This is a genomic window from Myxococcus sp. MxC21-1 (assembly GCF_032612255.1).
Taxonomy (GTDB): domain Bacteria; phylum Myxococcota; class Myxococcia; order Myxococcales; family Myxococcaceae; genus Myxococcus; species Myxococcus virescens.
Genome location: NZ_CP123278.1, coordinates 7,266,839 through 7,290,949 on the forward strand (window position 1 = coordinate 7,266,839; position 24,111 = coordinate 7,290,949).

At 69.5% G+C, this 24,111-nt stretch carries 19 protein-coding genes and 4 pseudogenes; 13 read left to right on the forward strand and 10 right to left on the reverse strand.

Annotation, left to right across the window (positions count from 1 at the left end):
* Nucleotides 1–173: 173 nt before the first annotated feature.
* Nucleotides 174–1,034 carry a hypothetical protein gene (locus QEG98_RS32285; RefSeq protein WP_316564016.1) on the forward strand — a complete coding sequence of 287 codons (861 nt, stop codon included), beginning with the start codon at nucleotides 174–176 and terminating at the stop codon, nucleotides 1,032–1,034.
* A 12-nt stretch (nucleotides 1,035–1,046) separates the two neighbouring features.
* Here QEG98_RS32285 and QEG98_RS32290 read toward each other — a convergent pair whose 3' ends face one another.
* Complete coding sequence (locus QEG98_RS32290; RefSeq protein ID WP_316564017.1) at nucleotides 1,047–1,814, reverse strand: tRNA(His) guanylyltransferase Thg1 family protein; 768 nt, start codon at nucleotides 1,812–1,814, stop codon at nucleotides 1,047–1,049.
* Entirely contained in the window at nucleotides 1,804–2,274 is a 471-nt protein-coding gene (locus tag QEG98_RS32295; protein WP_316564018.1) for an ATP-binding protein, read from the reverse strand. The genes QEG98_RS32290 and QEG98_RS32295 overlap by 11 nt, the downstream gene beginning before the upstream one ends.
* 680 nt (nucleotides 2,275–2,954) lie before the next feature.
* Between QEG98_RS32295 and QEG98_RS32300 the strand changes: the two genes are divergently transcribed.
* From QEG98_RS32300 to QEG98_RS42350, 3 genes are all read left to right on the forward strand, one after another.
* Nucleotides 2,955–4,844 (forward strand): S8 family serine peptidase, encoded by a 1,890-nt coding sequence (locus tag QEG98_RS32300; protein WP_316564019.1) that lies wholly within the window; start codon nucleotides 2,955–2,957, stop codon nucleotides 4,842–4,844.
* A gap of 96 nt (nucleotides 4,845–4,940) precedes the next feature.
* Nucleotides 4,941–5,495 (forward strand): winged helix-turn-helix domain-containing protein, encoded by a 555-nt coding sequence (locus QEG98_RS32305; RefSeq protein ID WP_316567999.1) that lies wholly within the window; start codon nucleotides 4,941–4,943, stop codon nucleotides 5,493–5,495.
* Nucleotides 5,411–5,794, forward strand: coding sequence for a transposase (locus QEG98_RS42350; protein WP_410477874.1), 384 nt, complete (start codon nucleotides 5,411–5,413; stop codon nucleotides 5,792–5,794). Before QEG98_RS32305 ends, QEG98_RS42350 begins: the two co-directional genes overlap by 85 nt.
* A gap of 235 nt (nucleotides 5,795–6,029) precedes the next feature.
* Here QEG98_RS42350 and QEG98_RS32310 read toward each other — a convergent pair whose 3' ends face one another.
* Nucleotides 6,030–7,076 (reverse strand): DNA gyrase subunit B, encoded by a 1,047-nt coding sequence (locus QEG98_RS32310; protein WP_316564020.1) that lies wholly within the window; start codon nucleotides 7,074–7,076, stop codon nucleotides 6,030–6,032.
* A gap of 140 nt (nucleotides 7,077–7,216) precedes the next feature.
* Here QEG98_RS32310 and QEG98_RS32315 point away from each other — a divergent pair.
* From QEG98_RS32315 to QEG98_RS32340, 5 genes and pseudogenes are all read left to right on the forward strand, one after another.
* Nucleotides 7,217–9,135: pseudogene (locus QEG98_RS32315) on the forward strand (AAA domain-containing protein).
* A gap of 213 nt (nucleotides 9,136–9,348) precedes the next feature.
* The gene (locus QEG98_RS32320; RefSeq protein ID WP_225888111.1) at nucleotides 9,349–9,528 is read left to right on the forward strand and encodes a hypothetical protein; all 180 of its coding nucleotides are present in this window, start codon (nucleotides 9,349–9,351) and stop codon (nucleotides 9,526–9,528) included.
* A 77-nt stretch (nucleotides 9,529–9,605) separates the two neighbouring features.
* Nucleotides 9,606–10,459, forward strand: a pseudogene (locus QEG98_RS32330) (alpha/beta fold hydrolase).
* A 230-nt stretch (nucleotides 10,460–10,689) separates the two neighbouring features.
* Nucleotides 10,690–13,683 (forward strand): annotated as a pseudogene (locus QEG98_RS32335) (choice-of-anchor D domain-containing protein).
* Between the two features lie 79 nt (nucleotides 13,684–13,762).
* Nucleotides 13,763–15,004, forward strand: coding sequence for a serine/threonine-protein kinase (locus tag QEG98_RS32340; protein ID WP_316564022.1), 1,242 nt, complete (start codon nucleotides 13,763–13,765; stop codon nucleotides 15,002–15,004).
* 8 nt (nucleotides 15,005–15,012) lie between these two features.
* Here QEG98_RS32340 and QEG98_RS32345 read toward each other — a convergent pair whose 3' ends face one another.
* From QEG98_RS32345 to ttcA, 4 genes and pseudogenes are all read right to left on the reverse strand, one after another.
* On the reverse strand, nucleotides 15,013–15,375 hold the full coding sequence (locus QEG98_RS32345; RefSeq protein ID WP_167371158.1) for a GFA family protein: 363 nt from the start codon (nucleotides 15,373–15,375) through the stop codon (nucleotides 15,013–15,015).
* A 65-nt stretch (nucleotides 15,376–15,440) separates the two neighbouring features.
* Nucleotides 15,441–16,265: a phosphate/phosphite/phosphonate ABC transporter substrate-binding protein gene (locus tag QEG98_RS32350; protein ID WP_090492242.1), complete on the reverse strand. Its 825-nt coding sequence runs from the start codon at nucleotides 16,263–16,265 to the stop codon at nucleotides 15,441–15,443.
* 12 nt (nucleotides 16,266–16,277) lie between these two features.
* A pseudogene (locus QEG98_RS32355) lies at nucleotides 16,278–17,101 on the reverse strand (TerB family tellurite resistance protein).
* The gene (gene ttcA / locus QEG98_RS32360) at nucleotides 17,080–17,934 is read right to left on the reverse strand and encodes a tRNA 2-thiocytidine(32) synthetase TtcA (protein WP_011555929.1); all 855 of its coding nucleotides are present in this window, start codon (nucleotides 17,932–17,934) and stop codon (nucleotides 17,080–17,082) included. Before ttcA ends, QEG98_RS32355 begins: the two are co-directional and overlap by 22 nt.
* Nucleotides 17,935–17,999: 65 nt before the next feature.
* Between ttcA and QEG98_RS32365 the strand changes: the two genes are divergently transcribed.
* The 3 genes from QEG98_RS32365 to QEG98_RS32375 all read left to right on the forward strand — a co-directional run bounded on the left by QEG98_RS32365 (nucleotide 18,000) and on the right by QEG98_RS32375 (nucleotide 22,029).
* The gene (locus tag QEG98_RS32365; RefSeq protein ID WP_090492236.1) at nucleotides 18,000–19,169 is read left to right on the forward strand and encodes a ribonuclease D; all 1,170 of its coding nucleotides are present in this window, start codon (nucleotides 18,000–18,002) and stop codon (nucleotides 19,167–19,169) included.
* Between the two features lie 214 nt (nucleotides 19,170–19,383).
* Nucleotides 19,384–21,057: a M1 family metallopeptidase gene (locus QEG98_RS32370; protein WP_316564023.1), complete on the forward strand. Its 1,674-nt coding sequence runs from the start codon at nucleotides 19,384–19,386 to the stop codon at nucleotides 21,055–21,057.
* 66 nt (nucleotides 21,058–21,123) lie between these two features.
* The gene (locus tag QEG98_RS32375; RefSeq protein WP_316564024.1) at nucleotides 21,124–22,029 is read left to right on the forward strand and encodes an ERAP1-like C-terminal domain-containing protein; all 906 of its coding nucleotides are present in this window, start codon (nucleotides 21,124–21,126) and stop codon (nucleotides 22,027–22,029) included.
* Here QEG98_RS32375 and QEG98_RS32380 read toward each other — a convergent pair.
* Nucleotides 21,989–22,630, reverse strand: a complete 642-nt coding sequence (locus tag QEG98_RS32380) for a class I SAM-dependent methyltransferase (RefSeq protein ID WP_316564025.1) — start codon at nucleotides 22,628–22,630, stop codon at nucleotides 21,989–21,991. The genes QEG98_RS32375 and QEG98_RS32380 overlap by 41 nt on opposite strands.
* A 99-nt stretch (nucleotides 22,631–22,729) precedes the next feature.
* Here QEG98_RS32380 and QEG98_RS32385 point away from each other — a divergent pair, with 99 nt between their 5' ends.
* Entirely contained in the window at nucleotides 22,730–23,083 is a 354-nt protein-coding gene (locus tag QEG98_RS32385) for a hypothetical protein (protein WP_225888113.1), read from the forward strand.
* A 1-nt stretch (nucleotide 23,084) separates the two neighbouring features.
* Here QEG98_RS32385 and QEG98_RS32390 read toward each other — a convergent pair whose 3' ends face one another.
* On the reverse strand, nucleotides 23,085–23,423 hold the full coding sequence (locus QEG98_RS32390) for a hypothetical protein (RefSeq protein ID WP_316564026.1): 339 nt from the start codon (nucleotides 23,421–23,423) through the stop codon (nucleotides 23,085–23,087).
* Nucleotides 23,424–23,814: 391 nt separating this feature from the next.
* A complete protein-coding gene (locus QEG98_RS32395) occupies nucleotides 23,815–24,084 on the reverse strand; it encodes a hypothetical protein (RefSeq protein ID WP_316564027.1) in 270 nt (89 codons plus the stop codon).
* Nucleotides 24,085–24,111 lie beyond the last annotated feature (27 nt).

Consider the following 24,111-nt stretch of genomic DNA (forward strand, 5'->3'; position numbering starts at 1 on the left):
GACGCCGGGCATCGACGAGCTGGCGGAGGTGCGCAAGGGCAACGTCGCGGCGGCGCTCATCCTCTCCGCCATCCTGCTGGTGCTGGCGCTGCTGACCGCCCCGGGCCTCCAGGCGGCGCTCAACGGGCTCATCCCCTTCCCCCAGCTCCCTGAAGGACGCTGCGCGCGCCCGCGTGAAGACGTTCTTCAAGTGGATGCTCGGCGTGGTGGGCCTCGCCAGCTGCTTCTGCTGCTGCGGCCTGGGCACGCTGGGCCACCTGGCGGGCATGGACATCGCGCCACCGGAGCCCGGCCATCCCAGCGGCGCCCGCGCGGTGGATTTGGGACTGGTGCTGCTCCCGCCGGGTACCTCACCGCAGCGGGCTCGTGATTACGACTGGCGAGCGGACAGCATCCAGCCCCCCGAGCACCACGTCTCCTACGGCCTGGGGACGGCGCTGGCCCAAACGCTGGCGGATGAACACGCGGCGCTGGGCCGCCGGCTGCACTACCGCTCACTGGGCAGGGAGCGCTTCTCGTTCAACGCACCGCCCGGATGTAGCGCCGACATGCGCTGCGTCTACGAGGAATTGATGCGCACCAACGCCGAGCCCGTGCGGAGGCTGGGTGACACCTTCGTCGCCTCCATCCGCGAGCGGAGGCTGGATGCCGCGCAGGCCACGCAGCTCATCCTCGGCTTCGTGCAGCGCATCGACTACGAACTGCCGGAGGACGAGGCCTTTGGCATCGTCCCGCCGGCGCTGGTCCCCGCCGAGAATCGCGGCGACTGCGACTCCAAGGCGGTGCTCGCGGTGATGCTGCTCCGGCAGGCGGGAGTCGACGCGGTGGTGCTGTACTCCGACCCGCTGTCCCACGCGGCGGTGGGCGTGGGGCTGCCCGGCAAGGGCACGGCGCTGCGCTACGCCGGGCGCAGCTACCAGTACGCGGAGGTCACCGCCCAGGGCTGGCCGCTGGGCATGATTCCGCCCCAATACGACAAGCCCCGGCTGTGGAAGGTGCTGCCCCTCAACGGCGGCCCGGACACCGCGGGCTGACGCCCCTGGGCATCAGTCCGCCTCGGCCCCGGGCGCCGCGAGCAGGCCCCGCACCAGGTGCTCATAGGCCTCCTTCATCGGCAGCTCGGAGTCGACCTTGAGCCGCCGCCGGAGTGTCTGGGTCCGCCGGCCATCCCGTGGGTCCACGCCCTCCTTCTGGTACGCCTCCCACCACACCCCGCTTCCACGCCGTTGCCACAGGGGCACGTCGTTGAAGTTGATGCCTCGCTGGAAGAGCAGCTCGTTCTTGTAGCTCACGGGCTTGCCGTCCAGCTCACGGGTGGCCTGCGCCGCGCTCCGGCCCTCCTTGCGCAGCGTCCAGTAGCACCAGCCATGCAGCGAACACCGGCTGCCGTCCGCCTGCCGCCACAGGAAGTAGTCCAGCACCGCCCGCTCCGAGGCGCCCAGCCATGCGCGGCCGTCGAACACCGCCGGGACACCCGCGGCGTGCGTGAAGGTGGCGCTGGCCAGGCCCGCCGCCAGCGACACCACCTTCTCGACGGAGCGGTCGAAGAGCGCCCAGTCCGGCCGGAAGAGCACGGAGATTTCGTCGCTCTGCGTGTACGCGTAGACGCCTTGGAGTTCCTCCAGCATCACGCTGGCGGTGCGCACCATGAAACGGTGGAACACCGGGTCGAAGGGCTTCTCGTAGCGGGCCTCGGTGAAGCGCGAGAAGCCCCGCCCATCCACGCGCAGCACCACCCAGGCGCCCGGCAGCATGCGCTGGCCGTGGAACACCTCGCCCTGCCTTGCTCGCGCCGCCAGTTCCTCAGGGTCCATCGGGTTCCTCCATCCAGGGTTGGACGCGAATGCCTCCGCCGGCGTCCAGTGTCACGTAGAACAGTGCGTCAAAGCCCTCCTCGAGCCGGGGCCGTTCGAGCTGCTTCACGGTGGCACGCAACGCCACCTCCGGCACCCGGGCACGCCCTTCACGCAAGGCATTGCGCGCCAGGCAGTCCTCCAGCTTCGACGCGAAGTAGTAGCCAATGATTCGAGCCTGGTACTCGCGCCCCAGGGCGATGAGTGGCGCGCGCACGTCCGCGGAGGGATTGGTGTTGTCCACCACCACCGGCCGGCCCGCGGCCAGCGCCTCGGCGATGTAGCGGCGCTGGCGGGCCTCCTTGCGAACGGCGTGAGGCCACAGGTCCTTGCTGACGTGCACGTGCGTGGCCGCGAAACGCTGCCGGTAGAGGCTGCTCTTGCCCGAGCCCTGCAAGCCAACGAAGAGAACCAGCTCCATGACGGCGGCTCCGGACGCCTCTGCGTGAGAGGGCCTGACAGTGACGGCCCAGGCAATAACGCTGCCACGCGAAAAAGACAGTCAACCCGACACATCTGTCGCGTCCGCAGTGTCACCCAAACGCCACGAATGCCTGTCATTCCAATGAATTCCCAGACTTGGGCATGCATTGACACACTCAGCTTAAGCAGACTAACAAGCACGTCTCGCTTTTCGAGGATTCAAGCGTCGTGCAGCACGGAAGTCCCTCTCAAGGAGACCCGCCATGCGTATGCCGTCCTCGTTGTCCCCGCTGTCCCTCCTGGCCCTCGGTTGGGGCTTGTCCGCGCCAGTCACGGCGCTCGCCGCGAACACGCCAGACCTGCGCCCCGGCATCATCCGGAGCACCGCGGCGCTGGGCCCCGCCCGGGTCCTCACTGGTGCCGAGGTCGACAAGGCGCGCCTCGCCACGGGCATCGACCGCGCGGCAAGCGGCACGTATGCCCTTGCCACGGGCGCCGGGCATGTCTTCCACCGGACGGCCCAGCCCATCCATGCGCTGAAGACGCTCGACGTGCCGCGTGCGTCGGTGCAGCTCCACACCGGCAGGAAGAGACGGCGGACGGCCGCCGCCAGGACTTCTTCGCCTACAGCCAGGGCGGCGTGGCGTTGCTGGGCCGCGTGCAGCCGACCGAGTACCGGTGCGGCTGGAGCACGCGCGCTTCGACCCGCTGAAGGGCGCACAGCCCCTGGTCGCGGGCGTGCTCACCGCGGACGCAAGCAACACCCTGCACCTGGTGCAGTTCCACGCCACGCCCCTGCCGGAGTACCGCGACGCCATCAAGGCCGCGGGAGGCAAGGTGCTGCGCTTCCTCACGGACCACACCTTCCTCGTGGAGATGAACGCCAGCACGCACAAGCGCGTTGCCGGGCTGCCCTATGTCCGCTGGGTGGGCGCGTACCATCCGGAGTACCGGGTGGAAGGCGTGCTGCGCGAGTCCCTCCAGGGCCGCGCGCTGAAGCTGGAGCCACAGCGCTACTCCATCATGGTGGGCGAGCGCGGCGCGGCGCGACAGGGCGAGGTCGCCTCGCTGGTCCGCACGCTGGGCGGCACGGTGGAGCTCATCGAGGCGGGCGGCCTGCGCGTGGAGGCCACTCTCACCCAGTCCCAGTTGGAGCGGCTGATTCGCTCCAACGCCGTGCAGTACGTCGACCGCTGGGGCGGGCCGGGTGAGCTCGACAACAACAACGTCCGCCAGGTGGGCGGCGCGACCTACATCGAAGGCCTGGAGGGCTTCACCGGACAGGGCGTCCGCGGCGAAATCTTCGACACGGAGCTGCGCACCACGCACCAGGAGTGGGCGACGCCTCCCCTCATCCACAGCACGTCCACCACGGGCAGCTTCCACGGTACCGCCTGCTACAGCATCAACTTCGCCCAAGGCGTGGACGGGAACGCGCGCGGACTGGTCCCCTCCGGACAGGGCATCTTCTATCGCTACAACGAGTCCTCCCAGTTCGGCGGCGCCAAGTCCCGCTACGACATCAACCGGGAGCTCATCGACCCAGCCGGGCCGTACCGCGCCGTGTTCCAGACGTCCAGCGTGGGCAGTGCGCAGGTGACGGGCTACACCACCATCTCCGCGGAGGTGGATGACTACCTGTTCCAGTACCCCATTCTCAGCACGCAGTCTCAGAGCAACACCGGCAACCAGAACTCGCGGCCACAGGCGTGGGCGAAGAACATCGTGTCCGTGGGTGGCATGTACCACTACGACAACGCCAATCGCGGGGATGACCGGTGGAACGGCGGCGCCAGCGTGGGCCCGGCGGCGGACGGCCGCCTCAAGCCGGACCTGTCGTACTACTACGACCTCATCCGCTCCGCGTCGAACACCAGCAACACGTCCTACACCAACTTCGGCGGCACCAGCGCGGCCACGCCGCAGACGGCGGGACACTTCGGCCTGCTGTTCCAGATGTGGCACGAGGGCGTCTGGGCGGGCTTCGGCGGTGGCGCGGACGTGTTCGACAGCCGCCCGAAGATGGCCACGGCGAAGGCGCTGATGATCAACATGGCGCATCGCTACAACTGGCTCGCGGGTGGCTCCAACGGCGACCTGACGCGCGCGCGGCAGGGCTGGGGCACCGCGGACGTGAAGCGCCTGTATGACCGCGCCGCCGTGACGAGCATCATCAACGAGACGGACACCCTGCTCCCGCTCGGCACGAACACGTACAACGTCACCGTGGCTCCCGGGGAGACGGAGCTCAACGTCACCATGGTCTACACCGACCCCGCCGGCACGGTGGGCGCGGCGCACGCCCGCATCAACGACCTGTCGCTGCGCGTGACGTCCCCCACCGGCGTCGTCTACTGGGGCAACAACGGCCTGACGGCGAGCAACGTCTCCACGGCGGGCGGCGTGTCGAACAAGGTGGATACGGTGGAGAACGTGTTCCTCGCCAACCCCGCCGCCGGCACGTGGACCGTGGAGGTGATTGGTGACGAAATCATCGAGGACACGAATCTGGCGACGCGCGTGCTGGACGCGACCTACGCGCTGGTCGTGAGCGGCGGCAAGATCTAAACCGCCTCGGCGAATCCCCTAAACACCGGAGCGGTTGTTCCGATGAAGGGGGTAGTGGTGATGGGGCAGCAGCCATTCAGGTTGACGTCCGAGCAGATGGAGGAGCGGCGACTGTTCGCCGCTGCGCTGCTGAAATCGGGCTGGCGCCCGATAGACGTGGCGGACGAGTGCGGCGTCAGCCGAGGAGCTGTGTCACAGTGGGGCAAAGCCCTCGCGCTGGGGGGCAGCAGGAGTCTGCGGCGCAAGCCCCATAAGGGCCGCCCCTCGAGGCTGAGCTCTTCGCAGTGGAAGCAAGTGGCCCGAGTGCTCAAGGCCGGCGCCTCTCGGGCTGGCTTTCCCACGGAGCGATGGACCCTTCCACGCATCGCGCGTCTCATTGAGCGACGCTGGGGCGTGCGGTACCACCCGCGCTCATTGTCGAGGCCTCTGCATCGGCTGGGGTTCTCCGCGCATCGCCCTCGTCCCCAAGCCCGCGAGCGGGATGATGTGCTCATAGAAGCCTGGGTAAAGAGAGACTGGCCTCGCATTAAAAAGGGGCTCGAAGAAGCGGGGGGACGATTGCCTTCTTGGATGAGACGGGTCACACGTTTCGGGCCCGCCTGGGCACCACCTGGGCGCCGGTGGGACAAGTCCGAGTCCTCAAGCGTCTGAGTAGGCGTCGTGAAGTCTCCAGCATCGTGCTGCTGACGGCCCCGTGGGGGCGTGAACGCCCCAGGGTGTTCGCTCGCCACTTCGTCGGAGCTGTCCACGACAAAGAAGTCATCGCCGCATTGCGGTACTTCCGCCGGCGCATCGGACGCCCTCTGGTCATCATCTGGGACCGCCTTCAGGCACACCGTTCGAAGGCCGTCACCGCATGGCTGCAGCGACACGCGCAGGACTTCCGCGTGGAGTGGCTTCCCCATACGCCCCTGACCTCAACCCAGAGGAGGGCTGCAATGGCGTGGTGAAGGAGGCTTTGCTCAACGCAGCGCCCCCTGCCATTTCGGACCTCATGCGCCTGGCACGAAGAGAATTCCGTGCCCTACAGCATCGTCCCGATGTCCTCCTCTCCTTCTTCGAGCATGCTGGGCTCCATGTTTAGCGGACTCGCCGAGGCGGTTTAGCAGGCCAGGGTTGAGCTGACGCAGGCGCCGGGCCGGTGTTCCCTTCGCGGGAGTGCCGGCCCGGACTGTTTCTGGAGGGCTACCGCGAGCCGCTCGTACGCCGTGCCAGGAGTGCCGGCGTCACCGGGTGCTCGCGAAGGAGCTCGATGAACAGGGGCTGGAGCTGCTTGCGGATGGCCGCCTCCAGGCCAGGGATGGCCAGCAACTCCTTGGTAGGGCCCGCGAACGCCATCTGCCTCCGGGGTCCACTCACGGCGACGATGGCCGTCAGTCCCCGCGCCACCCGATCCCAGGGGAATGCCCCCCGCGTCTCACCTGAGAGCTTCGCCAGTGCCCCCCGGAGCGCCTGGGTGACACCCTTCACGTGTGCGCCATGCCGCACAGTCCGCACGGTATTGGCGAACGACAGCAACGTGCTGTCCGCGTCTTCGCACCACTGCAATGCACACTGGATGCGCAGTCCGTCCCACGTGAAGTCGAAGGCGATCGGCTCGGGGTGGAGATGGGGCCGAGCCTGTGTGAGGACGTGAGCCCACTGCGCCACGCCACCGGGCAGATGCCACAGCGTGCGCTCTCCCCGCTGGAGGTCGGCGAAACTGACGCGCAGCCCGGGAGCGAGCGCCGCCAGCTCGTTACAGCGACGGGAAAGGCGAGCCCTGTCGAAGGCGAGCACCTCGAAGATGGTCGCGTCCGGAACGAAGTGGACGCGTACCCCTCGCTCCGCGGAGACAGGCATTGGCTCCATCGGCGTCACCGCCGCCCCCTCTCCCTGCGGCTGGCCTTGCTCGCCCATCAATCGCCACTGCCGCCCGTCCGCCCAGATGTCCACCTGGTAGCGGGAAGACAAGGCCAGGGACACGACGAGCATGCTGTCCCAGCCCCAGCCATCGCCCGGCGGATGCCCTAAGATGCCTGCTCCCGTCGCCACTCTGACCAAGTTCTCGGCGGTGACGGTGCGACTGGTGCAGAAGAGCGCGATGGAACCATCCCCTCCCACCTCCAACACCACGTCCCTGCACTCCCCACGGCGAGCTTCTTCGTAGGCGACGTCCAGGAGGAAATAGACGAGGTGGTGCAGCCCGTACTCGCCAACGTCACCGCAGTACATGCCGGGGCGCTTGCGCACGTTTTGGACAATGCCCCCAGGCAGATGCATCCCGTGCATCCCGTCATTCTACCCCAGCCGTCAGGCTCCCTCTCGCACTCCAGAACACGCGGACGTCCGTCCCACTGGCCCTGGCCCCGCCCCAGTGGCATGACAAGCCCATGGCCCGTGACGTCTCCTTCTTCGACCAGCTCGGCTCGCTCCTCGCCCAGGAACGCGAGGCCGAGAAAGCCCGCCTGGCCGCGCTCGCCCAGAGCCTCACACTGCATGAGCGCGAGGAGCACGGGCTGTCCGTCCTGGACCTGGAGTCCATCGAGGAGGAGGTCGGCCTGGGAGGCCGCTTCCTCGTCACCCTGGGCCGCGCGGACCGCCGCCCCCTGCCCACCCGCCTGCACAACGGCGACCTGGTGGCCGTGCTGCCCCGCCGCGCGGAGGTAAAGGAGCCTGCCCGCGCGCTCATCTCCCGCGCCACCGCCACGCGCATCCAGCTCGCCTTCGACCGCTCCCCGCCGCCCTACGTCCACGAGGGCCTCTTGCGCCTGGACATCGTCCCCAACGACGTCACCTATGACCGGCTGCGCGCCGGGCTCCAGCGCATCAAGGCCCTGGACAAGGGCGCCGAGCGGCACAAGCGCGAGGTCGTCCTGGGCAACGAGCCGCCCCGCTTCGACAAGCCCCGCGAGTTCGAGCCCACCCGCCCCCTCAACCCCGAACAGCAGGACGCCACCGCCCGCGCGCTCGCCGCCGAGGACTTCTTCCTGGTCCACGGCCCCCGGGCACCGGCAAGTCCACCGTGCTGGCCGAGGTCGCCGCCCAGGCCGTGGCGGATGGAAAGCGCCTGCTCTGCACCGCCGCCAGCAACGCCGCCGTGGACCACCTGCTGGACCTGTGCCTGGACAAGGGCCTGCGCGCCATCCGCGTGGGCCACCCCGCCCGCGTGGCGGCCCGGCTCCAGGAGCACACCCTGGACATCGTCGTGGAGTCCCACCCGGACCGGGCCGTCTCCCGCGACCTCTTCGACGAGGCCTTCTCCCTGCTGGGCTACGCGCGCCGCCAGCGAAACCAGGGCCGCAGCCGCGAGCGCTTCGCCAACGCCCGCGCGTCCACCACCGAAGCCAAGGGCATGCTCGACGAGGCCCGCGCCCTGGAGCGAAAGGCCGTGAAGTCCGTGCTCGCCAACGCGGACGTCATCTGCGTGACGCTCTCCAGCCTCGACTCCGGCGTGCTCTCTGGGCAGCAGTTCGACCTGGCGCTGCTCGATGAAGCCACCCAGGCCACCGAGCCCCTGGCGCTGCTGGGCTTCCTCCGCGCGCCCCGCGTCATCCTCGCTGGCGACCCGCAGCAGCTACCGCCCACCGTCCTCTCCCAGGAGGCCGCGAAGGCCGGCCTGGGCGTGAGCCTCTTCGAGCGCCTGCTCAAGGACCACGGCGACGGCGTCAAACGCATGCTGCGCGAGCAGTACCGGATGAACGCGCGCATCATGGACTTCCCCTCAAGGGAGATGTACGGCGGCGAGCTTCGCGCCCATCCCTCCATCGCGGACCGCACGCTGGACGCCGTCCTCACGCCTGGCGCGGACGTGGATGCGCCCCCCGTGCTCTACCTGGACACCGCGGGCAAGGGCTTCGACGAAGAAGTCGAGCCCACCACGCGAAGCCTCTTCAACCCCGGCGAGGCGGGACTGGTGGAAGCCCGCGTGCGCACCCTGCTCGCCGCCGGACTGGCCCCCCGCGAGCTGGCGGTGATTACGCCCTACAGCGCCCAGGCCCATCAGCTCCGCGAGCGCATCGAGGCGCTCAGCCCCGAGGTGGAGGTCGACACCGTCGACGCATTCCAGGGCCGGGAGAAGGACGCCATCATCGTCTCCCTCACCCGCTCCAACAGCGAGGGGCAGCTCGGCTTCCTCACGGACCTGCGCCGCATGAACGTGGCCCTCACCCGCGCCCGCCGTCACCTCTTCGTCGTGGGCGACTCCGCCACGCTCAGCGGGCACCCCTTCTATGCCCGCTTCGTCGAGGGGACCCAGACCCACGGCGGCTACCGCTCCGCCTGGGAATGGCCTGACGCCCAGGACACCTGACACCTCGGGTTGTAACAGGGTAAAGGCAGACCCGCCCTGGGGCACTACGCAATCTATGCGAGGCTTTCCGGCCCATTTTGTCGCAACTGTGCACAATTTTTGTCACCCCGCTCCAGAGGTGGAGCGGGGCAGTGCCGGAAATTCGGGCCTTTGAGGCCACTCTCCTGTGCGGCATGAAACATGCTCTTTCCCGCGGCGGGGAGGAACCGCCACATGTCCCAGCAGGCGAATGTTACGAAGGAAAACGATGTCTGGGTTCTCCGTATCGAGAAGGACAACGGCAAGCAGCAGGAGTACCGCTGCGCCACCGAGAATCAGGCGCGCCAGCTCGCGATGATTCTCTCTCGGCCCGACACGGGTGGGCCGCCGCGGCAACCCGCTGGACCCCGCTGAACACGCGCCGCGTCCGGGCGTGGATGACGGTTCTCCCGGGCGCGTGAACCGGGTAAGGCACGGGGCAGGAGGCTCCCGTGTCCGACGCGCTCGAATCCCTCTCTGTTGATGCCGAAGGCCTGGCGCTGCATGTCCGGCAGCGCTCCGCGCCCGACGGGCCCGCCGTGCTGTTCCTGCATGGCTGGCTGGACCATTCCCACAGCTTCGATGCCCTCATCCCGCACCTGCCCCGAACGTGGCGGCTGGTGCTGCTCGACTTTCGGGGCATGGGCCGCAGCGCCCACGTGGGTCCCGGCGCCACCTACCAGTTCAGCGACTACGCGCTCGACGTGGAGGCCACGTTGGACGGGCTGGGCCTGGACGCGGTGCACCGGTGGGGCACTCGCTGGGCGGCATCGTCTCACAGGCCTACGCCGCCGCCCGTCCGGGGCGTGTGAAGAGCGTGACGCTCATCGAAAGCCTGGGCCCCGCTGGCGGGCCCGCGGAAGGCGCACTGGGCCGGCTGCGCAGCGCACTGGATGACGCGCGCCGCCCGCCCAACCGCAAGCGCTACCCCACCGTGGAGGCCGCCGCAGCGCGGTTGCTGGAGAACAGCCCCACGCTGACGCAGGACGCGGCGCTGTACCTCGCCCGGCACGGGACGGAGCCCTACGAGGGCGGCTTCGCCTTCACCTTCGACCCGCGCCACCGCCGCCGCTTCGGCATGGGCTATGACGAGGCCCAGTGGATGGCGCTCCAGGCCGGCGTCACCTGCCCACTGCAGCTCATCCTGGCCACCGGCGGGCTGCGCCACGATGAAGCCCTCATGCGCAACCGTACGCAGGCGCTCCAAACCCTCGCCCATCCGCCGCTGCACCTCCCCGGCGGGCACCACGTCCACATGGAGCAGCCCGAAATGGTCGCGGAGGCGCTCGTTCGCATCATCCACTGACACCCACCCACACTTCCTCACCGCCAGAAGGACGGGAAAGTCTTTCACCCTCCAGAGTATCGCCCTTCCTCTTTGCCAACCGGATGACACCCACATCACGCCAACCTCCTGAAATCAGGGAGACGCACCCTCGCTCCCTGGGTTGGTACGTAAATTGATGGAGGAGCAGGGGGCGGATCACTCACCGGGCACGGGCCGGCGGGTGTGGGGAGAAGGGTGGGGATCGGGAAATGAGGATGGGGCTGACAGGGCGTGGGCTCACACTGGCGTTGCTCGTAACCATCGGGACGGCGTGCCACGAGGGGAAGGAGACCCGCGCGGTGCAGGCCACCGCGGTAGTGGACACGGACCTCCTCGACTTTGGCGATGTGCCCGTGGGCGAGTGGCGGGAGCGGGAGGTCCGCATCCGCAACGTCGGGTACGTGCCCTTCTCCGCCCTGGACGCGCTGGGCCTGGCCAACAACCCCTCCTATGAAGTGGAACTGGGCGAAGGCGCCGAGCGGGTGCTGCCGGGCGAGTCCCACGTGGTGCACGTCCGCTTCCACCCGCTCACCGAAGGCCTGGCGACGGAGACGGTGCACGTCAAGACGGACGCCAACCAGGGCGCGGAAGCCCAGGTGCAGGTGATGGGCATGGGCACGCCCACCCCCATCGGCGTGGAGCCGCCCTTCCTGGACTACGAGACGCTCGAGGTGGACAGCGAGCGCACGCTGGAGGTCACGGTGACGAATCCCGTGGACCTGCCGCTGACGCTGACGGTGGCGGGCACGCACCCGGATCCCTTCTCCGCGGACACCATCACCATCCCCCCGCTGTCGTCGCGCAAGGTGAGCACCAGGTACCTGCCCCGCGCGCTGGGGAACATGGGCGCGCGCCTGGAGATTCTCTCCTGTGAGGGCTGCACGCCGTCCACCGTGGAGCTGAAGGGCAACTCGGTGGCCTCGGCCTTCGTGTTCGACCCGGCGCCCGTCCCCTTCGACTTGATTCCGGTGCATGAGCGCACGCAGTCGTACACGCGCGCGCGCAACATCACCTGGCGCCCCGTCACCATCGAGCGGCTGGTGACCAGCGACCATGCCTTCGTGCCGATTTCCCGGCCGGAGGGCTCCTCCGTCGGCCCGGGCGAAGTCGTCGAGATGCAGATGGAGTTCGCGGCGCGCTACTCCGGGCCCAACGTGGGCGACCTCACGGTGCACTACACGTCCGACAAGGCGCGCAATTCGCAGGTGATTCTGGACGCGCGCGGCGGCCGGCCCACGCTGGCGGTGACGCCGGTGTCGCTGGACTTCGGCGAGGTGCCGGTGGGCGGCAAGGTGGAGCGCGTCATCCGCATCTCCAACGCGGGCACCAACGGCCCCCTCCAGTTCATCGGCGTAGCGGCGGGCGGCGACAGTCCGCAGTTCAGCGTGGATGTGCCCACGCGCGGCACCGAGGCCTATCCGTGGAGCGGCGGCGTCTGGCCCGTGCTGGAGGCGACGCCCGGTCTGCCCATTGCCCCCGGCACCGACGCGCTGGAGCTGAAGGTCTACTTCGAGCCCACCGCGGTGGGCACGTGGACGGCCGCGCTGCGCGTGCGCTCGGATGACCTGTTCAACCCGGAGCGCGAAATCATCCTCACCGGCCGCTCGCGCGCCACCGCGCCGTGCGTGTACGAGTTGACGCCGCGGCCGGTGATGGACTTCGGCAACGTGACGCCGGGCCGCGGCGCGGTGCTGGGCTTCTATTTCCGCAACCCGGGCAGCGCCGAGTGCGCCGTGAAGAACATCCACATCAGCAACGACGGCGGCGGCGTCTTCTTCATGCCGGGTGGCCGGCTCACGGGCGGCGTGGTGCCGTACGACTCGGGCTTCAGCGCCATGGTGGCCTTCCGGCCGCAGGCCGAGGGTGACTTCACCGGCGAGCTGCAGTTGACGGTGAGCAACCCGGCCGCGCCCATGGTGCGCCTGCCCCTCAAGGGCGTGTCCCGGCAGAGCTGCCGGTGGCGACGCCGTCCTTCGTGGACTTCGGCCCCATCCGCTACGACTGCGCCGCGGCGCCCCGGAAGACGTACGTGGCCAACCGGTGCAGCAGCCCCGTCACGGTGACGGGCGCGGACATCGGCAACGGGACCAGCAGCCAGTTCTCGCTGGTGATGCCCATGACGGCGCCCGTCACGCTGGCGCCGGGCGCGGGCTTCGAGCTGGAGGTCGGCTATGCGCGCAACGTGCACGGCCAGCACTTCAGCCCGCTGTACCTGCGCACCCCCAATGAGCCTTCCCCCTTGCTCGTGCCGCTGCTGGCGGAGACGAACCACGAGGGCATCCAGGTGGACCGCTACACGCAGGGCACCGACAGCCAACTGGACGTCCTCTTCGTGGTGTCCAACACCACCACCATGCAGCAGTACCAGGACCGGCTGAAGGAGGCGATTCCGCAGTGGCTGCAGGCGGCCCAGACGAACGGCGTGGACGTGCGCGTGGGCGTCACCAGCACGGGCCTGGTGGCCCGGGGCCGCAGTGCGGCGGCGGTGCCAACGGCGGCGAGGCCGGGCGCCTCTTCCCGGTGGATGGCAGCCGGCCTCGCGTGGTCTCCGGCTCCAGCGCCACCGCGGTCGCGGACATCCAGGCCAACCTGAGCGTGGGCATGTGCCACAACCTGGTGCAGGGCCTGGAGACGATGCGCCAGGCGCTCTCCGCGCCCCTGTCCGAGCAGATGGATGACCCGCGCACCCCGCAGGCCAATGACGGCAACTCCGGCTTCGTCCGCGCGGCGGCCCGCATGGCGGTGGTGGTCCTGGCCGACGAGGACGACAACTCCGGCTTCGGTCCGGAGAGCTACATCCAGTTCCTCCAGACGCTGAAGGGCACGGGCATGTCCCACCGCAGCCAGCTCTACGGGCTGGTGCCCACCGACACCGGCTGCGCCACCGCGGGCAGTGGCTCGGCCCGCTTCACCGCCGTGGCCCACGGCACGGGGGACAGGTGGCCAACATCTGCGGGCAGAACTACGGCGGGCTGCTGGAGCAGGTCATCCAGCGCGCCGGGGAGCCGCAGGCGGACTTCCCGCTCACCGCGGCGCCCACGGGCCTTGGGGAGATGGGCGTGCGCGTCCAGGGCCAGCCGGTGCCCGCGACGCAGTGGGTCTACGACGCGGAGCAGAACGCCATCGTCTTCCAGCCCGGGGCCATCCCCCTGCCCGGCCAGTCGGTGGAGGTCCGCTACCGCAGCGTCTGCGCGGTGCCGTAGGCCCGGCAGGGAGGTCCGGGGCACCCCGGCCAAGACAGGGAAGTGCGGTGTTACAGGAAATGATGCGCCGTGGACTTCCGTGTTCCCACCCGGCGCGGCTATCGTGGCGGACGTCGTGGAAACATTCGGCCGCTACGAGCTGCTTCGGAAACTCGCCATCGGCGGCATGGGCGCCGTCTACCTCGCCCGGCAGAAGGGGCCGGTGGGGTTCCAGAAGCTGCTGGTGGTGAAGCGGCTCCTGCCCCACCTGTCCGAGGACGACGAGTTCATCGACATGTTCCTGGACGAGGGGCGCATCGCCGCGCACCTCAACCACCCCAACATCGCGCAAATCTACGACTTGGGAGACGTGGACGGGCAGTACTTCATCGCCATGGAGTACGTGCATGGCGAGGCCGTGGGGCCCCTGGGCGCCCGGGCCCAGCAGCACGGCATCACCATCCCGCTGGGGCTCAAGTGCCGCATCATCGCGGACGCCGCCGCGGGCCTGGACGCGGCCCACAACGCGCGCAGCCCTTCGGGCCGGAAGCTGGCGTTGATCCACCGGGATGTGTCCCCGCAGAACGTGCTGGTGGGCTTCAACGGCGGCGTGAAGCTCATCGACTTCGGCGTGGCCAAGGCGTCCGGGAAGCTGTCCCAGACGATTGTCGGCACCATCAAGGGCAAGCACGCGTACATGTCCCCGGAGCAGGCCCGTGGTGAGCCGCTGGACTCGCGCTCGGACGTGTTCGGCCTGGGGACGGTGTTCTACGAGCTGCTGACGCAGCAGCGCCTCTTCAAGCGCGAGACGGAGCTGGCCACGCTCAAGGCGGTGGTGGGAACGAAGATTGTCCCTCCGTCGGAGGTGGTGCCGGAGATTCCCAAGGCGCTGGACGCCATCGTCTTCAAGGCGCTGGCGCGCAAGCGGGACGAGCGCTTCTCCACGGCCGGTGAGCTGCAACTCGCGTTGGAGGAGTTCCTGCTCACGGAGAAGCTGCACGCGACGACGGCGCACCTGGCGGCCTTCATGCGGGACATGTACGCGGAGGAGCTGGAGGAGGACCGCTTCGCCACCGAGCCCACCGTCATCAACTTCGACCTGCGTCAGGCGGCGAGGGCCCAGTCCCCCCGGCCTCCGGCGCGTGCGAGTGGGGGCTCCTCCTCGGCCGCGTCGCCCGTGAACGCCGGTCAGCCGCGTCCCGCCGCCCCGGCCCGGCCGCCAGCCGCGCCCGGAGCGAAGCCCGCCCCGGCGAAGCCCGCCCGGACGCAGACGACGGAGGCCGCCCCCGTGAAGCGGCCTCCGCCGAAGGGCCCCGGCGGACAGGGCGACGGCGGCAAGTAGCCCGCGGACTAGAAGTTCTTTCCGTCCACCTTCATCACCGGCAGGCCGTCCAGCTCGATGCCGTCCAGGCAGCGGACGTTGATGGCGCGCATGTCCTTGCCGTCCGGCATCGTGCCCTTCCCGAAGGAGCGGACCCCGCAGGTGTCACAGAACAGGTGGTGAATGGACTTCTTGCCGAACTGGTAGTCGGTGATGTGCTCGGCCCCCTTCTGGAGGTTGAACTGCTCCGCGGGGGCGAAGCCCAGCAACATGCCCGTCTTGAGACAGATGGAACAGTTACAGGACACCAGCGGCTGGCTCAGGTCCAGGCTCACGTCGTAACGGACCAGACCACAGTGGCAACCACCCTCGTAGCGCTTGGATTCGGACATGCGCGCATCCTGCCCCAACACGCACGGGAAGCGCGGCACGAAACGAGGACGCCTGGCGGCCGAGGCTACAGGCTGGCCAGCGCCACGCGGTACAGCGCGCGGTAGCCCATGCGCGGCGCGGATTCGAAGCGCTCCGCGTTGAAGATGTCCTTCAGCAGCGCCTGCCCATCCGGCGACGTCTGGAGGCTCAGCAGCGTGGACTCCAGCGAGCTCACCAACTGCGGCTGCAGCCCCATGGCCACCGGGACACCGTCGTTGGGGGCCTCGTCGGTGTACGCAATCAGCTCGAAGCGCCGGCCGGCGCCCGCGCCCAGCACGTCCTCCACGCCGGTGGCGAACGTCAGCCCCGTGGACGCCGGCGGGCAGAAGACGCTGGTGACGTCCGCCTTGCCGTCCAGCACCGACTCCAGCGCGCCCTGGTACGAGCCCGCGAAGTGCTGCGCGAAGAAGGCCCGCGTCGGCTCCAGGCCCTGCGTCTTGAGGTAGGCGGTGGGCAGCAGGTAGCCCGCCACCGAATCCCGGTCCACCCAGGTGGCGGTGGTGCCCTTCAGCCGCTCCACCGTCAGGCCCGCGCCCGCCCGGCACACCAGGGCGGACCGGTAGGACGACATGCCCCGGCGCACGCCGCGCACCACCACCCGCACGCCCATGGCTTCCATGCGCGCGCAGACGAAGGGCGGGGCCCAGGCCGCGTCCGCGCGGCCGGAGAGCAAATCCTTGGCGAGCGTCTCGTAGCTGGACGCGACGCTCACCTCCACCAGCTTGCCCAGCGCGCGCTGGAGGAACGACGCCAGGCGGTCCGCGCGCTCTCGCGCCGTCTCACTGCCCAGGGAGGGGGGCAGCCCGAACCGGAAGGAATGCCGGGGCGTCGAGGGGGCTTGCAGGGTCATACGAACCCCTAACTACCCCTCCCTGCCCAGTCGCGCCACTTCATCGTCAGCGAGGCCGAAGGTGGCCTGGAGCATATCCAGGATTCGCTGCTCGGGATGGCTCGGGGTGCCCCCCGCGTGGGCAATCTTGGTGGCCAGCCGGAAGGCCTTCACCCGCTGGGCGTGCGTCGTCAGACCGTGGGCCAGCACATGGAGCCGCTGGGGCAGGCCCTCGGCGGCCAGGGCCGTCACGGACTCGCTGACGAAGCTCTGGGCGCGCTCGGGGCTGACGTTCTCGAAGAGGGGTCCGCCGCGAAGCTCTCCACCAGCGCCCGGGCCTCGGCCTCCTGGAGCTTCCCGTCCGCGGCGCTCACCAGCACCATGACCTCCGCGAACAGCCGCTCCAGCGGCTCGCCCAGCGCCTCCGCCAGGCTGCCGCCGTTCTCGATGACGTCGATGATTTGCGCCACCTCGTCCTCGGAGATGCCCAGCGCGGCCTGGAACGTCTTGAGCAGGCCCAGCTCGTCCCGCGTGGCACGCTGGTCCGCCAGGGCCACCGCCGCCGCCAGCCCGAAGGCCAGCATCCGGTTCTTGTGGTCCGGCAGCCGGCGCCGCAGCGACGCGAGCACGTCATCCAGGTTCTTCGCCTCCGACAACCGCGCGGCGCTGGTCTCCACCAGGGCGTTGAGCTCGTCCGGGCGGGTGCCCTCGAACTCCGGGCGCTCCAGCACGCGGCTGAGGAGCGTCTGCATCTCCCGCTGCGAGACGCGTCCGTCGGCCATCGCGGCCAGCAGCATCGCCTCCACCAGTGCGCCGTTGCGGTCGTTCCGCGCCTTCACTGCCTGCTCTCGAGCCATGGGCTGGCGCTCCCTTGCGTGTCCTTCGGTTCGGTCGTCGTGGCCCCTTCCTCGCTGGCGTGCAGCGGGTCGGGGTTGAGCGTCTTGTCCAGCAGGTGACTCGGCCGCACGTTCGCCATCGCGTTGAGGACGCTCTGGCGGACGTTGGGAATTTCCTTGCCCAGCTCCTCCATCAGCCGCTGCATCCGCTTGCGCTGGAGGTTCTCCTGCGTGCCGCACAAGTCGCACGGGATGATGGGGAAGGCCATCAACTCCGCGAACTTCGCGATGTCCTTCTCCGGCGCGTAGCACAGCGGGCGGATGACCACGTTGCGCCCGTCGTCGCTGCGCAAGAGGGGCGGCATCGCCTTGATGGAGCCGGCGAAGAAGAGGTTGAGCAGCAGCGTGTGGATGAGGTCGTCGCGGTGGTGGCCCAGGGCAATCTTGGTGCACCCCAGCTCCACCGCCGCCGTGTAGAGGATGCCGCGCCGCATGCGCGAGCACACCGAGCACTGCGTCTTCCCCGGAGGCGTCTTCTCCAGGACGATGCTGTAGGTGTCCTCCTTCAACAGCTTGTACGGGTAGCCCTCACGCTGAAAGTACGCCTCCAGCTTGTCCGCTGGGAAGCCGGGGTGGCCCTGGTCCAGGTTCACCGCCAGCAATTCGAACTTCACGGGTGCGCGACGCTGGAGCTCCCGCAGGAGGTGCAGCATCGTGTAGGAGTCCTTGCCTCCGGACACGCCCACCATGATGCGGTCCCCGTCCTCAATGAGGCGGTGGTCCGCGATGGCTCGGCCCATGTGGCCAAGCAGACTCTTTTCCAGGCGCTGGACGTCGTTCATCGGCGCGGCCATCCTAGCGGCGGCCCGGGAAAAAACACCTCAATCCCAAGGCCCGGTCCGCTAGCCTGCCCCCCGCAATGCCGACCTACCCGCAAGGTGCCGTTGACGTAGTAGATGCCTCAGGAGAAGAGCGCGCGACCCGCACGCTGGAAGCCGCGCGCGAAATCGCCGTGGACCTGGAGGCGGACTCGATGCACGCCTTCCGCGCCCGGCTGTGCTTCCTCCAACTCGCCACCGACGACCAGGTCTTCCTGTTGGACACGCTCCAACCGGGCGTGGTGCCGGGCATGCTCGCCCCGCTGATGGCCGACCCGGCGCGCACCAAGTTCTTCCACGCCGCCCAGGGCGACCTCCAGTTCCTCGCCGAGGTGGGAGTCCGAGTGCAGGGCCTCTTCGACACCCACCGGGCGGCCACCCTGCTGGGGTGGCCCAAGGTGGGCCTGGCCGACCTCGCCCGGGAACGGCTGGGCGTGGAGCTGCCGAAGGAGCACCAACAGTCGGACTTCTCCATCCGCCCCCTGCCCCCGGGCATGCGGGAGTACATCGCCAATGACGTGCGCTACCTGTGCGAGCTGGGCCGCCAGGTCCGCGATGCCTGCCGCGAGGCCGACATCCTGGAGGAGGTCCTCCTGGACTGCGTCCGCCTGTGCGACGAGGCCGCGGCGCGCCCCGACGTGGGCGCGGACTTCAAGCCCAAGCTGCCCCGCGCCGGGCTGAATCCCACGCAGATGACGCTGGCCCACGCCATTGCCCACGCCCTGCACCGCAAGCGGCTGGAGTGGGCGGAGAAGGACAACGTCCCCATGGGGCGGATGCTCTCCAACATGGCGCTGGGTGACATCGCGGTGAAGCTGCCCACCAACCCCAAGGAGCTGGCGCGCATGGCCGGCGTGCGGGGCTCCTTCATCCGCTCGCACGGGGAGGAGCTCCTGGCCGTGGTGCGCGAACTGCTGGAGAAGTCGCGCCGGGGTGAACTGGCGCCGGAGCGCGAAGCCAAGGGCCCCAAGGACGCCAACAAGCGCAAGCGCGAGGAGGCCCTCAAGACCTTCCGCGTGGAGAAGGCCACCGAGCGCAAGGTGACGCCCAGCGTGGTGCTGACCAATCCGCTGATGGACGCGCTGGCCTCGCAGCCCCCGAAGGACGTGGAGGCGCTGACGCAGGTGCCCTACTTCGGGGAGAAGCGGGTGCGGCTGTACGGCCCCGCGCTCGTGGAGCTGCTGGCCGCCTACCCCGTCCTCAACGCCTGACGTGAAGGTGGGGCCGCGACCTGCTCGCGGCCCTGCCGCCAGTCATGGAGAATGTCCGCCCGCGCGCCCCTTCCCGCCGCGGATGGAGATGCTCCCGGTGCGGTGCCGACACTTCATCTATCCGCTGCTCGTCCTCTGCCTCGGCGCCTGTGCGGGCTCACGGCCCCAGCCCGCCCCCGCTCGGTCTGCCCCCGCTCGCCCCGTCACGCAGGCCGTGACGCCCGAGAAGGAGGCTCCCGTCCTCACCCCACCGGGCCTGCGGCTGTCTCCGGCCGTGCGGCCCGTGCGGCAGACGGTGACGCTGGAGCTGGACCCGCGGCGGGAGATGTTCAGCGGGACGACGGACATCGAAATCGAGCTGCCCCAGGCCACGCACGAGGTGTGGCTGCACGGGGAGGAGCTCTCCGTGAAGGACGCGGCCTTCATCGTGGCGGGCGCGCGGGTCAAGACGTCCACGCTGCCCATCGGCGACATGCTCGTCTTCCTCCCGCGTGAGGCGGTGGGCCCCGGCACCGTCATCCTGCGCGTGGCGTACACGGGCCGGGCGCGTGCCCGGGAGAGCTCGGGCGTCTACCGCGAACAGGACGCGGGGCGCTGGTACACGATGACCCAGTTCCAGCCGCTGGCCGCGCGGCGCGCCTTCCCCTGCTTCGACGAGCCCGTCTTCAAGATTCCCTGGCGGCTCACCCTGCGCGTGCGCGAGGAGGACGGCGCCTTCGCCAATTCACCGGTGGAGGCCGAGACGCACGGCCCGGATGGATGGAAGACGGTGCGCTTCCAGACAACGCCCCCGCTGCCCTCGTACCTGGTCGCCTTCGCGGTGGGCCCCTTTCAAGCCGTGGACGCGGGCGTCGCGGGCCAACACCGCGTGCCGGTGCGGATGCTGGTGCCGCAAGGCCGCGCCGCGGAGACGGCCTGGGCCGCGCAGGCCACGCCCCCGCTGCTGGAGCAGTTGGAGACGTGGTTCGGCACGCCCTACCCCTACGCGAAGCTGGACGTGCTGGCCCTGCCCGGCACGCAAGGGGGCGCCATGGAGCACCCTGGCCTCATCACCTTCAGCGCCCCGCTCATGCTGGGCCCCGTGGAGGGGGACTCCCTGTGGCGCCAGCGCTACTTCGCGCTGACGCAGGCGCACGAGCTTGCGCATCAGTGGTTCGGCAACCTCGTGACGCCCGCGTGGTGGGACGACCTCTGGCTCAACGAGTCCTTCGCGGACTGGCTCGCCTACAAAGTCGTGACGCAGTGGAAGCCCGAATGGCGCGGGGACGTGCGCCGCGTGGAGGCGCGGGGTGATGCCCTGGTGGAGGACCGGCTCGTCAGCGCGCGCAGTGTCCGGCAGCCCATCGCAGCGCCGGGAGACGTCCACTCCGCCTTCGACGGCATCACCTACAACAAGGGCGCCGCGGTGCTGGCCATGTTCGAGTCCTGGGTGGGCCCTGACGCCTTCCAGCAAGGCGTGCGGCACTACCTGGACACCCACGCGAGGCGCACCGCCACCACCGCCGACTTCTTCAAAGCCCTCACCCACGCCACCGGCAAGGACGTGGCGCCCGCCTTCTCCTCCTTCCTGGACCAGCCGGGCGCGCCGCGCGTCGCCATGGCGCTGGAGTGCCCCAAGGAGGGAGCGCCCCGGCTGGCCCTGGAGCAGCGGCGCTATCTCCTCTGGGCTCGCCGGGCGGACGCGGAGAAGAACAGGCGTGGCAGGTGCCGGTGTGCGTGCGCTACGCCGCCGGGGGCACGGAGGGCCGCGCCTGCACGGTGCTCTCGGAGCCCACGGGCACGCTGCCCCTGGATGGCGCGAAGTCCTGCCCGGACTGGGTCCACCCCAACGCGGAAGGCCGCGGCTACTACCACGCGCTGCTGCGCGGTGACGCGCTGGAGCGGCTGACGCGGCAGGGGGCCGGGGCTCAGCATCGCCGAGCGCCGCGTCCTGCTGGATGACGCCGAGGCCCTGGTGGCCAGTGGCGAACTGGATGTAGCCCAGGCCCTGACCCTGGCCACGCGCCTGCTGCGAGCGGACGACCCGGACCTCGTCATGGGCGCGGCGGCCCTGGTCGCCAGCGTGCGGGATGACTTCGTCCCGCGAACCGCGTGGACGAGCCGCGCGCGCTTCGTCCGTGGCCTCTTTGGTGGTCAGGCTCGCCAGCTGGGCTTCGTACCGCGCCCGGGCGAAAGCGACGACGTGCGCATGCTGCGGCCCCGGCTGGTGTGGATGGTGGCCCAGTCCGGCGAGGACGCCCTCCTGCGAACGGAGGCCCGGAAGCTCGCGCTGCGCTGGCTGGACGACCGGCGCTCCCTGTCCATGGACGCGGCGCAGGGCGTGCTGGGCGCCGCCGCGGCCTCGGGGGATGCCGTCCTCCACCAGCGCATGCTCGAAGCCCTGCGCACCACCACGGAGAGCCGCGAGCGCGACCTGCTCTTCACCGCCCTGGGAGGCTTCCAGGATGCCGCGCTCGCCAGCGCCAGCCGGGCCCTGCTGCTGGCGCCGGACGTGGACACGCGCGAGGCCCTGCCCATCCTCTTCCGGCAATTGGAGGAGCAGCCCACCCGCGCGGGTGCGTTCGACTTCCTGCGCGAGCACTTCGAGACGCTCCGAGAGCGGCTGCCGCGGGACATCGCGCCCTGGCTGCTGGGCACCGGCGGATTCTTCTGCGACGCCGAACACCGCGCGCGGTTCGCGGCCTTCTTCGCGCCCTACGCGCCCACCTTCGAAGGGGTGAGCGCGCCCTGGCGCAGGCGCTGGAGCGCGTGGACCTGTGCATCGCCCAGCGCGAAGCCCTGCGCCCCGGGCTGGAACGCTTCCTGCGCCGCTACTGACGTCAGCGCTTGCGCGCGAGCATCATCCCGTCACGCACCGTGAGCAGAACGTGCTCCACGCGAGGGTCCGCCGCCACCTTCGCGTTGAAGTCGACAATCGCATGGTCACTGGGGCCCTCCGGCTGGAGCACCCGGCCCGACCACAGCACGTTGTCCGCGATGATGAGCCCGCCCGGCCGCAGCAGCGGCAACACCGCGTCCCAGTAGGCGGCGTAGTTCGGCTTGTCCGCGTCGATGAACGCCAGGTCGAATGGCCCCTGGAGCGTCTTCAGGGTGTCCAGCGCCGGCCCCATGCGCAGGTCGATTTTCCGTCCATGCGGACTGCGCAGGAAGAAGGCGCGCGCCACATCGGTGGCCTCGGGGTTGATGTCGCAGGTGACGAGCGCCCCATCATCCGGGAGCGCTTCCGCCATCATCAGCGCCGAGTACCCGGTGAAGGTGCCGATTTCCAACACGCGCCGCGCGCCGGTGAGCGCGACGAGCATGCGCAGGAAGGTGCCTTCCACGGACCCGACCTGCATGTTGGGGGAGGACATCCGCGAGTACGTGACGTCACGTAGCTCTTCGAGGAGGGGCGCGGGTGCAGTGGTGTGCGCGTCCGCGTACGCCTCGATTTCGGGAGGAACGAGGGTGAGCTTGGGCATGTCCCATCGATTAGCACGTACCGCGGGGCCCCCCACTTCAGGTTGCCGTCAGACGCCTCGTGCATAACTTTGTCGTCGCTCTGGATGGAGGAGGTCTCGATGCTGGCAGCCAGAATCGGTGGTGCGCACGCGGATGTGTCCCGGTGCATCGCCGCGAGCCTCCAGTGTCAGGTTTCCTGCGAAGAGGGCATGGCCCGCCGGGTCGCCCGAGGGGAGCCGCTGTCCGGCGAAGTGGTACGCCTGCTTCGACAGTGTGCTGAACTGTGCGAACTGAATGCACGCGCGCTCCAGAAGGAGAGCCGGCTCGCCCGGCGCACCGCGAGTCTGTGCTTCGACCTGGCCAACCTGGTGGCCCGGACCGCGTGGCTGGACGCGGAGGACCGCGATTCGTACACGCTCGCGCGCGACGCGCTGCAACTGGCCCGCGCGTGCAGGCCCCTGCTGTTCGCCTGAGTCAGAAGCGCAGGTGCGGACTGAGCACCAGCGTGGGTCCCGCGCCTGTACAGATGTTGTCCGCAGGCGCCTTGTTGATGTCGCAGCGCTGGTAATAGCCACCCAGGGTGACGCCCAGCGGCCCATGGATGCGGACATCCATCCCGGCCCCCGCGGCCAGTGCGAGATGCGAACCGGTGTACAGGCGCGAAACAAAGGCATCTGTATCGATATTGGTGGAGGTGCTTCGCCCCACGCGAAGCGCCACCCAGGGTGACACACGCCGGTCCCGCAAGAAGCGGTAGCGCGCCTCCGCGGCAATGCCCCGGAAGGCGCCCCAAGGATGCTGTCGGATTTCCATGTTCCCAGGAGGCTTGGCGTCCAGATCCGCGGCAGGGAACGTGTTGAAGGTCCGGCCCCATTGCAACGCGAGGCCGACTTCCAAATCGAGGGGAGTCACCAGGAGCAAGTGCGCGCTCAGGAGCCCACCTCGATTGGCGCTGTTTCTACCTGCGAAGAGTCCTCCGCCGCCGGAGAGCAAGACGCCCCACCTCGGCGACGACGGTGCCTCTGACCTCGCAATGCCAGGCATTAACAGACTGAACAGCAGAACAGACATCACCAGGCGCGCAGACATCAATACCATCCTCACGGGCGCACGCGCCGACCCGAGTGCTGTCGCGAGTATAGTGACCGGCGCAGCCAATAGGCAAACCGTCGTGGGGTCGCCCCATGGACGTCCGCCGGGGCGCTCACGCCGCCTGCTGGACGGGAATCTCAGACAGCATCTCGTTGAGCGCGTCGACCTGTTGCTGCTCGTGGCCCGGCTGAGCCTGGACGATGTCGATGGCGCGCTGGAGTACGTGCCGCGCCGCTTCGGGAGCGTCATGTTGGACGTGGAGGCGGGCCAACTCCACGAGCTGCGGCACCAGGTATGGGTCCTGCGCTCCCGCCGCCTGCTCCAACCGCACCAGGGATTCCTGGAGCAGTGAATACGCATCCGCGTGGTTGCGCTCCTTCAAATCGAACGCGGAGCTCTGCAGGACGAT

What these genes read in the sequence shown, in the direction of transcription:
- QEG98_RS32385 (WP_225888113.1), top strand. Translation starts at nt 22,730, where the DNA reads ATGCTGGCAGCCAGAATCGGTGGTGCGCACGCGGATGTGTCCCGGTGC.
- QEG98_RS32305 (WP_316567999.1), top strand. Translation starts at nt 4,941, where the DNA reads ATGGAGGAGCGGCGACTGTTCGCCGCTGCGCTGCTGAAATCGGGCTGG.
- QEG98_RS32320 (WP_225888111.1), top strand. Translation starts at nt 9,349, where the DNA reads ATGTCCCAGCAGGCGAATGTTACGAAGGAAAACGATGTCTGGGTTCTC.
- QEG98_RS32380 (WP_316564025.1), bottom strand. Translation starts at nt 22,630, where the DNA reads ATGCCCAAGCTCACCCTCGTTCCTCCCGAAATCGAGGCGTACGCGGAC.
- QEG98_RS32290 (WP_316564017.1), bottom strand. Translation starts at nt 1,814, where the DNA reads ATGGACCCTGAGGAACTGGCGGCGCGAGCAAGGCAGGGCGAGGTGTTC.
- QEG98_RS32390 (WP_316564026.1), bottom strand. Translation starts at nt 23,423, where the DNA reads ATGGAAATCCGACAGCATCCTTGGGGCGCCTTCCGGGGCATTGCCGCG.
- ttcA (WP_011555929.1), bottom strand. Translation starts at nt 17,934, where the DNA reads ATGGCCGCGCCGATGAACGACGTCCAGCGCCTGGAAAAGAGTCTGCTT.
- QEG98_RS32365 (WP_090492236.1), top strand. Translation starts at nt 18,000, where the DNA reads ATGCCGACCTACCCGCAAGGTGCCGTTGACGTAGTAGATGCCTCAGGA.
- QEG98_RS32350 (WP_090492242.1), bottom strand. Translation starts at nt 16,265, where the DNA reads ATGACCCTGCAAGCCCCCTCGACGCCCCGGCATTCCTTCCGGTTCGGG.
- QEG98_RS32345 (WP_167371158.1), bottom strand. Translation starts at nt 15,375, where the DNA reads ATGTCCGAATCCAAGCGCTACGAGGGTGGTTGCCACTGTGGTCTGGTC.
- QEG98_RS32295 (WP_316564018.1), bottom strand. Translation starts at nt 2,274, where the DNA reads ATGGAGCTGGTTCTCTTCGTTGGCTTGCAGGGCTCGGGCAAGAGCAGC.